Origin of the sequence: Parasphingorhabdus sp. (assembly GCF_039968395.1) — a bacterium.
Taxonomy (GTDB): Bacteria; Pseudomonadota; Alphaproteobacteria; order Sphingomonadales; family Sphingomonadaceae; genus Parasphingorhabdus.
Genome location: NZ_JBDVPV010000002.1, coordinates 13,343 through 26,489, shown reverse-complemented (window position 1 = coordinate 26,489; position 13,147 = coordinate 13,343). Strand labels below are relative to the sequence as shown.

11 protein-coding genes are annotated in these 13,147 nt (G+C 49.6%); 6 read left to right on the top strand and 5 right to left on the bottom strand.

Annotated features, from left to right (window positions below; genetic code table 11):
- The first annotated feature begins 239 nt into the window (after positions 1–239).
- The gene (locus ABJI30_RS04195; RefSeq protein WP_348015933.1) at positions 240–1,604 is read left to right on the top strand and encodes an oligopeptide:H+ symporter; all 1,365 of its coding nucleotides are present in this window, start codon (positions 240–242) and stop codon (positions 1,602–1,604) included.
- On the opposite strand, the gene ABJI30_RS04190 is transcribed toward ABJI30_RS04195, so the two are convergent.
- The gene (locus ABJI30_RS04190; protein ID WP_348016649.1) at positions 1,601–3,010 is read right to left on the bottom strand and encodes an MFS transporter; all 1,410 of its coding nucleotides are present in this window, start codon (positions 3,008–3,010) and stop codon (positions 1,601–1,603) included. The genes ABJI30_RS04195 and ABJI30_RS04190 overlap by 4 nt on opposite strands.
- A gap of 560 nt (positions 3,011–3,570) precedes the next feature.
- Between ABJI30_RS04190 and ABJI30_RS04185 the strand changes: the two genes are divergently transcribed.
- On the top strand, positions 3,571–5,229 hold the full coding sequence (locus ABJI30_RS04185; protein WP_348015932.1) for a GMC family oxidoreductase: 1,659 nt from the start codon (positions 3,571–3,573) through the stop codon (positions 5,227–5,229).
- Positions 5,230–5,393: 164 nt separating this feature from the next.
- On the opposite strand, the gene ABJI30_RS04180 is transcribed toward ABJI30_RS04185, so the two are convergent.
- A complete protein-coding gene (locus tag ABJI30_RS04180; protein ID WP_348015931.1) occupies positions 5,394–5,588 on the bottom strand; it encodes a hypothetical protein in 195 nt (64 codons plus the stop codon).
- A gap of 813 nt (positions 5,589–6,401) precedes the next feature.
- Positions 6,402–7,691 carry an adenylate/guanylate cyclase domain-containing protein gene (locus ABJI30_RS04175; RefSeq protein ID WP_348015929.1) on the bottom strand — a complete coding sequence of 430 codons (1,290 nt, stop codon included), beginning with the start codon at positions 7,689–7,691 and terminating at the stop codon, positions 6,402–6,404.
- A gap of 310 nt (positions 7,692–8,001) precedes the next feature.
- Here ABJI30_RS04175 and ABJI30_RS04170 point away from each other — a divergent pair, with 310 nt between their 5' ends.
- A complete protein-coding gene (locus tag ABJI30_RS04170) occupies positions 8,002–8,973 on the top strand; it encodes a sensor domain-containing diguanylate cyclase (RefSeq protein WP_348015928.1) in 972 nt (323 codons plus the stop codon).
- Positions 8,974–9,107: 134 nt separating this feature from the next.
- Here the strand turns inward: ABJI30_RS04170 and ABJI30_RS04165 are convergent, their stop codons facing one another.
- Together ABJI30_RS04165 and ABJI30_RS04160 are read right to left on the bottom strand one after the other, a co-directional pair.
- Positions 9,108–9,734, bottom strand: a complete 627-nt coding sequence (locus tag ABJI30_RS04165; protein WP_348015927.1) for a PEPxxWA-CTERM sorting domain-containing protein — start codon at positions 9,732–9,734, stop codon at positions 9,108–9,110.
- A gap of 462 nt (positions 9,735–10,196) precedes the next feature.
- Positions 10,197–10,667 carry a MarR family transcriptional regulator gene (locus tag ABJI30_RS04160; RefSeq protein WP_348015926.1) on the bottom strand — a complete coding sequence of 157 codons (471 nt, stop codon included), beginning with the start codon at positions 10,665–10,667 and terminating at the stop codon, positions 10,197–10,199.
- Between the two features lie 75 nt (positions 10,668–10,742).
- Between ABJI30_RS04160 and ABJI30_RS04155 the strand changes: the two genes are divergently transcribed.
- Genes ABJI30_RS04155 through ABJI30_RS04145 form a run of 3 tightly spaced genes read left to right on the top strand, consistent with a single transcriptional unit; the run spans position 10,743 to position 13,144 of the window.
- A complete protein-coding gene (locus tag ABJI30_RS04155; RefSeq protein WP_348033138.1) occupies positions 10,743–11,627 on the top strand; it encodes an alpha/beta hydrolase in 885 nt (294 codons plus the stop codon).
- Complete coding sequence (locus ABJI30_RS04150; protein ID WP_348015924.1) at positions 11,624–12,025, top strand: hotdog fold thioesterase; 402 nt, start codon at positions 11,624–11,626, stop codon at positions 12,023–12,025. Before ABJI30_RS04155 ends, ABJI30_RS04150 begins: the two co-directional genes overlap by 4 nt.
- Complete coding sequence (locus ABJI30_RS04145) at positions 12,026–13,144, top strand: efflux RND transporter periplasmic adaptor subunit (RefSeq protein ID WP_348025388.1); 1,119 nt, start codon at positions 12,026–12,028, stop codon at positions 13,142–13,144.
- Positions 13,145–13,147 lie beyond the last annotated feature (3 nt).

Here is a 13,147-nt window from a genome sequence, read left to right as displayed (position 1 = left end):
TTGAACGGCCGCAATTGGGCGGAAAGTCGCCATCCAAAACAACCAGGCAGATGCTGAGTTGCTTGCGCTGAGCGCAAGTTTCGCCCATGCGGGAAACCGGCATGGGGGATTCATGACAGAAACTAAAACATTACCGCGCACAATGGGTTTTTGGGCACAGCCTTGTTGACGGTAAATGGCATGATCGGTCCGGGAACTTTCGCCTTGCCCGTTATCATGTTTGCGGTGGTTGCCGTAGCGTGACTTCACCAGCCAGCAATGAAACCGCATTCTTCGGTCATCCCAAGGGTCTCGGCTATCTTGCCGGCACCGAGGTTTGGGAACGCTTTTCATTTTACGGAATGCAGGCGCTGCTGATGCTTTACATCACCAAACATTTGTTAACGCCGGAAGTCGCTCCAAGTGTGATCGGCTTAGCTTCGTTCCGGAAAGTGGTGTCCGCGCTATTCGGGCCGATGACCGACTTCGCTTTCGCGGTGCAGATTTTCGGGCTCTATGGCGGCTTCATACTCGTCACACCGCTCATCGGTGCGTGGCTTGGTGACCGGGTCTATGGGCGGACCCGCATGGTAACAATCGGAGTGCTGTTGATGGCGGCCGGTCATTTTGCGATGGCAAGTGAAGTGACTTTCCTCTTAGCGCTACTTCTGCTTATTTTAGGCGGGGGCTGTATTTCAGGTAATATGAAGCCGCAAATCAGTGGCCTTTATGCGTCAGAAGATAGCCGCAGGACCCGAGCTTTCGTGATATATCAGATCGCGATTAATTTTGGGGCCTTGGTTGCGCCGCTCATTATCGGAACACTCGGTGAAAAGATCGGGTTTCACTGGGGATTTGGCGCGGCCGGTATTGGCATGCTGGTGGGTCTGGTGATTTACTTAGCCGGACGGCGTTACTTACCGCCGGATTTGGGCGCCGAGCGTGAGGCAGTCCCGCCACTAACGCGCGCGCAGTGGATATCCATTGGCACTTTGCTGCTCGTGCTCATCCCTGTCATTTTCGCTACTACTACAGCAGTTCAAGCTTACGGAATCATGATAATCTGGGCTGAAACCGCAGTTGATCGAGAGGTTTTCGGATTTGAAATGCCGGTTTCCTGGATATTCACTATCGAAGCTTTCATGACCATTGCCTGGTTATTCCTTTGCAATCGTCTGTGGGCGCGCTGGAAACGCCAAGGGCGAGAACCGAATGATCTGACCAAACATGGTTTCGGAAATGTGCTGGTGGTACTGAGCTTCCTGATTATCGCGGCGCTGGCGACAATGCCGAAAGTTCCGTTGCTCGGATGGTTTGGATTTTACGTCATCCTGACATTTTCATTTGCGTGGTATGGGCCGCCTGTGCTTTCACTCATTTCGCGCTTTGCACCGCCTTCGGTCAACGGGGTGATGCTGTCCATGTACAGCTTTGCGGCTGCATTTGGCTTCTTTTTAGTCGGCTATATGGGGCGCTTTTACGAACCGCTTGGTCCTCCGCTGTTTTTCTTGGTGAATGCCATGCTCCCCGTCGGCGGAGCACTGATGTTATTCCTGTTTAATCGCCCGATTATGCGCTTGCTGGAAACCGCAGAGCGAGAGCAGCTGGCCAATGGAATACCTTAAGACTTTGCGTCGGCCAGCGTAGACAGGTTCTTGGCGTGTGAATTCCGGTCAATTTTGTAGAACCGCAGGCAGACCAATGACCCAAGAAAGATGATAAATATCGCGGGTACATAATATGCGCCGAGGCGGAAGAGTGCGTCTTCCGGTACATCTCCAGGAGAAACGCCCGTTGGAAACTCCGCCAATGTCAGCACCGTTGTAGCGGCGAGCAGCCCTAAGCCCTGAACTGCTTTGGTCGTAAACGTCGTCGCGGCGAAAAATACGCCTTCGCTTCTCCGCTTTGTCCGCACTTCGCTGTCCTCGGCTAGGTCAGCGACCATGGACACAAGCGTCATCTGAAAGGAGATGACCAGACTGGTGCTGATAACACTGAGAGCCAGTTTGACCGGGAGGAGCATTGGGTCCCCATTTTCCGGAAACAAACCGAATAGGCGGAGCAGCATTGGTAAGGGAAGCGCTAAGCAAGCAGCAATGCCGACAATAATCGCTGCGCGTTTCTTACCCAGGCGCCTGGAAATTCTGGGCGTGAAAATCAGCGCCAGAAGCGCCGAAAGCAGGCCTGACATAGAAATAAGCGCCATCTGATCTGTCGTAAATTCAAAGAAGAAACCATTGAAATAAAAGTTAAGTCCGCCCACTAGTCCGGTTGCAATAGCCAAAAATAAAGCAGTGCCGAAGACGGCAAAGAACGAACGATTGGACAGAGTTTCCTTTATCTCACCAAATATTCTTCCCACGCTCATAGGAGCTTTTGGTGGTGGAGCTTTCAAGTGTGGGATGAGCCTATGTGTGCTGAGCGCGCAGACAGACATGGACAGAAAGATAAGTCCTGAAGCCCAGAGTCCGTAGGTTCCATAACCGCCTGCATTCATGAGACCATTGGCGATCGTGTCAGTCGGAACAAGGAACGTCGACAAAGCAGTTACCGCAATCGTGATTCCGCCGAGCCACCCGAAAAATACCCGAAAACTGACTAAAGATGTTCGTTGATCATAATCATCGGTAATTTCAGGAATCAGGCCAGAGCAGGGTATCTCATAGAATGTGATTAACAGTCTGATGGTGATGGAAAGGACCAACAAATATGGGAAAAGTTCATTTCCAGTAAGGCCATTCGGCGGAGACCAAAGAAAGTAATATGCAAAGGTTATGGGTATGATTGCAGCATACATCCACGGATGGCGGCGGCCCCAGCGTGAATGGGTATTGTCGCTAAAATAACCGACCAAAGGATCCGAGATGGCATCAACCGAGAGGGCTATTAGCAGGGCGAGGCCGACCAACGGCGCATCAACGCCCAATACTTGAGAATAGAAAATCAGCAGAAAATAGTCGAAACCATTATTTTTTACCCCATAAGCGACCGAACCAAAACCAAACCCTAATTTGGTTGCGAGCGAGGGAATCTTTGGATTGCTGATATTGCCGGTTCCTTCCGTTTTACAGGTTCAAACTGTATTGGCCCTCCTCGCCCCGGAAAGATGGAGGCACCTTAGCGAAACATTTGAAAAATCATAGATAAACAAGTTGCAGCTATGTAATCGGCCAATGCCGCTATTGTACTGCCTTGCTCCAATGTCCGCTTTGCGCCCTTAGCGGACGTTATGCCAAAATCATCAAAAAGCGAATGAATGACATGATCAGTTGACGTGTGATCATCGGCGGGATGCAAGTCTCGACCCGATATTTGGTCATTAGAGTAACTGACTAGAAGCACCGGATTTCTACCAAAGATACTCCCATGCTCTCAGATTTTTTTCTTCAGTCAATGATATTCAATCAACATGTAACAACAAATCTGTTTCTTTCGAACTCTGCTGTGGAAGGTCATGAAGTTGGAAAGGTCAATCGATGGTTATCAATGGCATTTTTTGAGCCGATAACAGGTTGAATATCGCAAAGCTTCAACAATTGGCATCGACGTAGTCTTCATGGAACGAGTTAACAACTTACGGGAATCAAACAAATGATATTGGATCTAGGGACAGGCAATGTACCCAAGCAGATTGACGCTGATCTGTGCATTGTCGGCGGCGGGGTGGCCGGTCAAATGCTCGCAGAGGTATTGAGCACACCAACTCGTGATGTTGTCCTCGTCGAAAGCGGAGGGCGTGATTTTGACCCCAGCGTTCAATCGCTGGCACACGGTCACAATGTAGGCATGCCATATTATGATCTCGATGAAGCGCGCTTGCGGTTGTTCGGCGGCACAGCAGCCATATGGGGAGGACGCTGCGCGGAATTGGACAAGATTGATTTTGAGAAACGTGATTATTTGCCCCATAGTGGCTGGCCGATTTCCAAAGCAGACCTCGTTCCCTATTACCGAAAAGCCTTTGACCGATTGGGTTTGAAACAACCACGTGCGGAAGGTCTATGGTCAGACATCGGTAGAACTCCGCCGCCTTTTGATCCCGCCAAGCTGGATAGCAATCTATGGGTGTTTGATGAGATGGGGGAACGTTTCACAAACCCTGATCGTGAATGCTTTTCGCACAGCCGTATTTTGCTGAATGCGACCGTGACCGACATTGATGTGAATGTACAAAATGCAGTGCAGCATGTGCGTGTCGAAAGCGTAACGGGGCATTGTGCCAAGATAAGTGCCAAAGTATTTGTTCTCGCGGCAGGAACTATCGAAACGGTTCGTCTGTTAATGGGTGCCGTTGGTAACAGACCGGATGGCCTTGGCAATGATCGCGACCTTTTGGGCCGATTTTTCATGGAACATCCGCATGCACGTGGGGGTGAATTCATACCTAACAACCTGGCAAAGACATTATTGGCTTTGCCACGTGCCATCCGGCATGGCGGCAATCGCTATGCGGCATATCTGCGTCCGGCGGACATTGTGCAGAAGAAAAAGGGCATATTAAATTCATCCATCAGCATCGCACCTCGATTGAGAGAGGGAGAAAAAATGGAGCTGTTTCGTTCAGCTACCAGTAAACTCAAACATGAACTTCCTTCCAGTCGTTTCTGGCGCTCAAGCTATCATGGGCTAAAGAAAATGGCCGTCAAGGGGCTGGAATTGACCGATCCCTGGTCTTCGATTTTGAATATGAAGCTCAACCGGGATAAAATGGGAGTCTTTGCTGTAGTCCGTGCAGAGCAGGCCCCGAACCCTGATAGCCGTATCATGCTGGGTAACGGAACAGATAGGTTGGGTACACGTCAGGTTGCGCTAAACTGGCAATTGTCCGAAATCGACAAACACAGTGTAAAGGTTCTAATGGATACGGTCGGCAGTGAATATCGTCGTTTGGGATGGGGCGATGTGACGGCATCAAGTTGGCTCTCAGAAACTTCGACGCGTTGGAAGTCGGATCCTTTAATCTCAAGTCATCCCATCGGAGGATATCACCATATGGGCGGTACTCGCATGAGCGATTCACCTTGTACGGGCGTGGTGGACAAAAATTGCCGGCTGCATGAAAGCCCCAATCTGTACGTGGCGAGCAGTAGTGTGTTTCCAACAGGCGGCTGGGCGAATCCTACTGTAACAATTGTCGCCTTGTCACTGCGGTTAGCGGAACATCTGAGAGCGGTTTTGGACGAACGTCCAGTTCGGCGTACTCAAAAAATGGACACCCAATCACAAGTTATCGCGCAACAGTCATTTTGAGCACGATACAAGCATCGATAGGGTTTTCATTTTCACAATTAACTCCACCGGCTTGGGTTGTGAGCCAGTATTAGAAGGCTGGAATATCAACGTATGCCATAGCCGTGATGTGAGTTACAGAACAACGTTGTGCACCTAAAATGCATGAGCTTTGTGGACGGTATCTAGATCAACTTCCAATCCCAGAGTTGCGGCGTGAATTGGCGGAAGGCCAGCACGTTGAAGCTTTTTTCAGTGGTGCTGGCTTTGCTGTGCCAGACAGGAGCAAGAGTAGATATACGGTGATGCTGACTAATATCTGCAACCAGCACCGTGCCGATCCTGGGGATCATATGCAGATTAAGCGGAGATATGATCACCGCCTAGCTTTTCCATCATCTTTCAGTTGCGCCTTGCGAGCAGAAAAACAGCTTTCGATGTCAACCTCCAATGTCATCGGCTTTGCAGACTGTTTGTGAATCATCCGTTCGATAATAGGATCGATTTCTTGTCGAACCTTTTTACGCGCCTCTGAGGCTGGTTCTCGCGCTTCTGCAATCGATACGTCGGACCAGGCTCGATCTCTCGTCTGTCACTGCCGATCGTCAGGCGCAAAATCCACTTCCCTCCTTGTTTGTTGCGTTTGATCAGCGACAAATCCTGTCCATTGGCATGTTTGCCTGCCTGGAGGGAACGCGCAGCCATTTGATCGAGGACATGATATTTTGTCAGCTATCCAATTTTTGGATTGCAGATGATTGTTTAGCTCAAAATAACCCAAAGGTTTACCCAACAATCCCACCTTTGAATCGGCGAATACATGGATAGCAATGTTCTGTTATGAGAAATGAGATTTACAGAATACGCCTATTCCTTATGGGTTTGTGGAGAATAGGGAACTGATATGTTCCGATGACCTGGTGCGGTCGAGAAGCACCGTAATGAATATTAGGTAATTGATATAATTACTTAATAGATATGAATTGGAATCTGATCCACCTATCAGTCCACCTATTTTGTGCCGTTGTCAGGTCGCCTATTTTTTTTAGGATTTTCCAGCGTCCGCTTTATCCCGAAAGCAGACATTGGCTTTGACCTTGTCGGATGACCGACACTGGGGTGAAAAACGGGCGTTCGACATCAACTGCACGGCATGCGAGTGATCGTTTGCCAGCTGATGGCAATCGACCAAACTACTTATCGCTGTCTTTCGCGAGAGTCGCCGCCGTCGGATCGCTAATGTGCAACCACCATGTTTCGGTTGCCCCCAGCCCCTTAATTTCAATCGAACCGCGCCGAGTTAGCTCAAAACTGTCTTTCAACAACATTCGAGTGGCGTTGGATACCTGGATGCGACCTGGTTCTGAATGATGCTCCATCCTACTTGCAGTGTTTACAGTGTCACCCCAGACATCATAGAACGGCCTTGTCACGCCAACAACGCCAGCGACGGCAGGCCCAGAATGGATGCCCATCCGCAATTGAATCTCTTCGCCGGTCTCCTCGCTCATTCGGGCCACCTCATGTTGCATTGCTATGGCCAAACTGGCAATTGCTTCTGCGTGGTCCGCTCGCGCGTCTGGCAATCCAGCGCCAACCATGTATGCGTCACCAATCGTTTTGATCTTCTCGAGCCCGCGCTCGGTGCTCAGCATATCGAAACGCGAAAACATTCGGTTTAAGAATTCGACGAGAATCTCTGGATTCAAGTTTCTGGCTTTGGATGTGAAGCCCACGATATCTGCAAACAGAACCGTAATAGCTGGTAATGCATCTGCAATAAGTTCACCGGGCCGCTCTTTCAAACGCTCGGAGATTGCGCGAGGCACCAAATTACGAATGAGAGCCTCAGATCGTTCATGCGCAGCGGCCAGTGCCTTTTCAGTATCAGCAATGCGTTCGATGAGTGTGCGGAACGTAGTTACCATTTGACCGATGATCGCTACAACCACGATCACAAAAACTATGTTGGTGAACGTTTCATCGGCCTCCACCAGACCTGAGGGCGACTCAAACAGAATCTGGCAGATCAAAATTCCGCCTACTGTTAGAAGGCCTGCCAATGCTGCTTGAATTCTTGGGCCGTTTCCCATGTGCAACAGGCCGTTCGTCAACCCCAAAATTAGGGTCAGATGAAGGCCTGAACCCGTCCCAAGCAAATAGGTGATCCAAAGGGTAAATAGTGTGGATGCCGGCGCGACGACTGCAAAGTGGACAAGGTCTCCAAAGCGCTGCAGGAGGGGCGCAAGGGGAATTAAAAACCCGGCCACGAGCGACCATTCAAGGTAGTTGAGTTTGCCGCCGCCCAGCACGATGCTGTCGTACAGCATGACAAATACCAGAAAGCAGAGGCATATTAGACCTGAAAAGATGCAACCCTGAGTGAAAGCAAAAAATCGGGCAACGTCGCTCTCTTCGATGCCGGGACTACACGCTCTTGCGTAGCGTTCTGTTTGTTCGTCAAAGAGTTGTTTCAGACTCATCGGCATTGCTCCAGTAGAGAGAGTTTGATGACCATCATTTGTCGACGTTCCTAGCCCAATTGCGAATGTCTGCAAATGGGGCGCTTGCAGACCAACAGCTCTTGTTTTCCTAATGTCCGCTTTTGCGCCCCTAGCGGACGCCAGCGTTATGTCCGTTACATCCCGAAAGCGGACATTAGCAGCTCGAATTGCGCTGGAGTGGACCGAACATTTATGATCCGCACAATATGGCTGACTCTCTAATACTAAACAAACTCCTGGATCGACCGTTAGCCCTTATAGCAAATGACAAAGTGGTGGCAGTGTTCCAATGCATTTCGATACGGATTTTATGGATGAAGCGGCTAGAATATCGGCTCTCAATCGCTATCAGATTCTGGACACTGTGCCCGAGGAGCGTTTCGATAGAATAACGAAGATAGTTCAAATAGTTCTCGATGTTCCGATCACGGCAATTTCTCTGGTTGATGAGAAGCGCCAGTGGTTCAAATCGAAGCTTGGGCTGGATGTTACAGAAACCTCCCGGGAAGTGGCATTTTGCGCTCATGCCATACAGAATACAGATCCGTTCGTAATCGAGAATGCATCTACAGATACGCGCTTCAAGAACAATCCGCTGGTGACAGGGGATCCCAATATTCAGAGCTATTTAGGCATCCCGCTTGTATCTCCCGACGGCTTTAAAGTTGGTACTCTTTGCGCGATTGATACAGTACCACGAGAGTTTGATGCCCAGAGTATCGAATTGATGAAGCATCTCTCCCAGTTGGTAGTTCATCAATTGGAATTGCGTCAGCGGATAGATCGGGATCCTCTCACCGGGGCATTGACCCGCAGCGCATTCGCCAATGATGTAAAACAAGCAATTTCGATATTCCTGAAGCAGAAGATTCCCAGCACACTTGTGGTTTTGGATCTTGAAAACTTTAAAACATTGAACGACACTTTTGGTAACATCATTGGCGACGAGCTACTGCGCTGCGTATCGGAAAGCGTGACCGAAACCCTCAGGCTTTCTGATTCATTCGGGCGTATCGGCGGAGAAGAATTTGCGATCCTGATGACCGGAATTTCGGCGGAACAAGCCGCCAAGAAACTTGACCAAGTAAGGGATTTGATCGAAACTGGTACCTTCGGCCGGATCGAGGCATTGAGGATATCCCCGAATTTCGGCATCGCGCAAATATCAAACGATACAGATGCAGTCCACAAGTGGTTCAGAAATGCAGACACAGAACTGCGTATCACAAAACGCAGGCGAATCAGTATCTCGAACAGCTAATGTATGGAATTCCTGACTTCTCATCATGAAGTGGCGCAATGACCGCATTATCCCGAAAGCGGACACCGGCGCATAAAAAAATGCCCCGCCGGATTACTCAGGCGGGGCTTTGAAACTATCTTGGTGAGCGTTGATTAGGTGTAGCTAACTTTCACATTGACTTTGCGCTGACGCCGCATCGCTCCGCCAATCGCGCCAAAGCCAAAGATCATGAAAGCCCATGTTGCTGGTTCAGGAACGGCACCGAACGCTTGATTAATGGTCAGATTATCCAAACTGAAGCCATAATCGAGAAAATCGGTTAGAGTTGCTTCGGCAAATTCAATCGAAACAAGATTATCAAAGCCAGACAATGCATAAGGTGAAAATGCAGCGCCCACCTGATAGCTTTGAGTGATTGTTGTCGAATCCGCAAAGGTCCCTGTAATATCAAGAATACCGGATGTATTCGAAGCTGCTGCTGCGCCATCAAAACCTGTAAATGAAAACGTTCCCCCGCCCGTTTGCGTTATTAGTACGCGTCCCGGCCCGTCTCTTTGGCCTGATGCCAATAGACGCCTAGTTCCATTCTGGACATATGTGCCAGCATCGAAACTGTCATCCAAAACGCCCCAACCCGAAGCTGTAAAAAGGAAGTCATAACCATCATAGGATTGAGAGTCTGCGAAATCATTGCTACCCGCTGCAAAATCGATCACAAGTGCATTTGCTGGCGCTACGAGCAAAAAAGTTGCTGCGGTAGCCAATATATATTTTTTCACGCTATACCCCCAATACCTAAATCTTGACATTTGGAACGTTCCACACCGCTCCGGATTTTGCGAACCCTAACAAATTGTTAACATTCGACGCCTGCAACAGCAAGACACTTCTGTTTGCCAGTGTTTTTGTCTCTTTCTAGTACAACACTAATGTCCGCTTTGGCGCCCAAAGCGGACGCTAGCGTAGTGGCAGGTTTATCCCGAAAGCGGACACTAGCTTAGGTCGTTTTAACGACAGCAAATGGGCCGAGAGCGGACTGTCTGGTTCTGTCTGCTTTGGGCGCAAAAATGACATTAGCTACAAGCGAAACAAGTGGCCGAACTTGCTCAACCTGTGAACTTACCTACAACTCAAAAAAGGAGCGAGCGACCCCAGCCACTCGCCCCAGATAATCCAGCTGATCCTGATTCAACGGGAGGAAGTACCAGAACCAGTTAGATACTCTTGCAATGCAACACGCACTATTCCTTCAAATTTCTGACCATTTTCTCCATTGTAGATCGCAAGGTCGCAACATCTGCCTTTGAGATGCCCTTGAACATAATTTGATATACGCCGCTGGCCTCCTCTCGGAGCTCGGGTATGATATCGAGTGCCTTTTGACGCAGGAATATGCGCCAGACACGCCTGTCTTTTTCTGCTGGCCGACGTTCGACAAAATCCAGTTTTTCGAGCCGATCAATCGTCAATCCGATTGTTGCTCGTTCCAGTTCGAGGCATTTTGCCAACTCGGTTTGCGTCATTCCCTCGGTCTTGATCAGATATGCCAGCGCTCGCCACTGGGTAAGAGAAAGGCCAAAACGGGCAATCGATTCATCGAATGACTTGCGCAAGACGCGAGGTACTTCCTCCAGCAAAAATGCAAATTCATCGGTCTCATTCAAGAAACCATCGCGCACGTGGTCACTCATTGTCGCTGCTTCGATTGTCATGGACAGATCATATCATAAAGCGAATATAATATAAAGCGCTTTACTGTCTATTGTTTTACAGACTATAAAATCAGAATGAATCACGAAGAATTATCTTTCGAGGGCCATAACGGCTTGAAGATTTCGGCAAGCAGGTCTGGGCCTCAAAACGGTTTTCCGGTCATGCTCGCGCATGGTGGAGGTCAAACCCGTCACGCTTGGACAAAGGTACTCGATGAACTGTCCGGTGCCGGTTTCCGTGCCACGGCCATCGACATGCGCGGTCACGGTGACAGTGAATGGGCGTCCGATGGCGCTTATGATATGCGCGACTTTGCGCATGATATAGTCGCCGTTTCTTCTCAACTTGATAGCCCTCCAGCCTTGGTCGGCGCATCTCTGGGCGGAATAGCAGGAATGATAGCTGCCGGTGAACAAGCCCCCGAACGTTTCGCATCACTTACTCTGGTCGATATTGCACCCAAAATGGAAGCGGCGGGAGTGTCACGGGTTATTGGATTCATGCAAGCTCATATGAAGGATGGCTTTTCCTCGGCCGAGGAAGCTGCCAAGATAATTGCTGAATATATGCCGCAGCGTTCGGATCGCAAGACTACGGGCAATCTAGATCGGTATTTGCGCAAACAAGAAGATGGCAGATATTATTGGCATTGGGACCCCAACTTCATCCACCATGTATTGCGCGTCCAAGAGGACGCGCGCGAGTCAAATGAGGATCGCTCTACCCGGCTGAGCGAAGCCGCTGCAAAGTTGGAACTGCCCGTTCATCTCATTCGCGGGGGCTCTAGCGATATGGTTTCAGAAGAGGCAGTATCACACTTCCGCACGTTGGTGCCGAAGGTGCATTTCACTGACATTGCAGATGCCAGTCATATGGTCGTCGGCGACCGCAACGATGCATTTTGTTCGGCGATAATATCCTTCCTGAACTCAACCCATAAGCGAGACGTTGTGGCATGACCCATGATACCGAGAAACTTTCCGAGTTGCTGCACATTGCTCCTTTTCATCGCTGGTTAGACTTGAAAATTATCGAGCAGAACAAAGATTACCTAAAATTGGAAATGCCTTGGCGGGATGAAATGGTTTCCAACCCTATGATTGGTGCAGCGCATGGCGGTATTTTGGCGTCACTCATTGATCTAACCGGGCTGTACACCATTATTGCTGCCGGTGGCTTAGCTAAGGCAACCGCCGATTTGAGGGTAGATTATCATCGACCTGCTACCAAAGGCCCCTTCCATGCAATCGGTCAGGTAATCAAGCTGGGCAAAACAATAAGCACCGCAGATACGCGCATTTTGGATGCTGATGACCGTTTGGTCGCCAGTGGGCGCGGGACGTATCTGAGCGCGTAAATGTGTATCAAAAATATCATATTGCTCTCGTCTCCAGTCATGTTGGGATTGTTATCTGGCTGTGCGAACGACGATGCCGAAAACGAGAATGAAAGTAGCATTCAAAAAAACGCAATAGTTGAAGTCGACATTCTGACCGCGAAATCCGAGCCTTTGGCCGACCCCATAGAGGCTTTTGGCACGATAGCGGCCAAGCAAAGCAGCGCAATTGGAGCGCTTGTCGAAGGACCGCTTGAGACCATGTTTGTGACTGTTGGTGACAGGGTCAAGAAGGGACAAGCGCTTTTTCAGATCAGGCAAGCCGACTATAAAAGACGTGTTGCAGAAGCATCGGCAGCGCTCCGTTTGACGGAAGCGCAGGCTATACAGGCCGAACGACAACATGGCCGCGTAATCGCGCTTGCGCCGAGAGGTTTCGTGTCGAAAGCGCAAGTCGAACAGGTCGAAACAGATTTGGCGGTCGCCAGAGCACAAGTATCGCAGTCGCAATCGGTATTGGCCACCGCTAAACAAGCCCTTCGCGATACCATTGCACGTGCTCCATATAACGGCGTTGTGACAGCTAGAATGGTCGACGAAGGGGCCTATCTCAACAATCGTTTTTCAATGGGCGAACAATCCTCAGCTTTGCAGTTACAGGAGCTCGGAATAGTTGCGGCAATCGTCAGTGCTCCGCAGGCGCGGGTTGATGATTTTAAGCGCAACCAAAAGGCAAAGGTCTACGTTGATGGCTTTGATGAACCATTCGATAGTTTCGTTTACATCATTAATGACCGGGTCAATCCAGAATCTCGGACGGTCGAATTGCGGTTGCCCATTAGAAATCCTAACTACCGGATCAGCAGTGGACTTGGAGCGCGCGCACTAATCGAGACGCCTCCAGAAAATGCAATCATTCTGCCTAGATCAGCAGTGAAAGGCGACAGTGCTGCTGCCTATATATTCCTTTTTGACAAAGGCATTGCGCGTCGTCGAACCGTAAAGACCGAGAGCATTGATTTTGAACGCGTCAAGGTCATTCAAGGTGTCCAGAACGGAGAAAAATACATTAAAAATCCACCATCCACTTTGCGCGATGGGCAAAAAGTAGAGCACAAACAACGAAAGCCTGCTGAGTAAGCC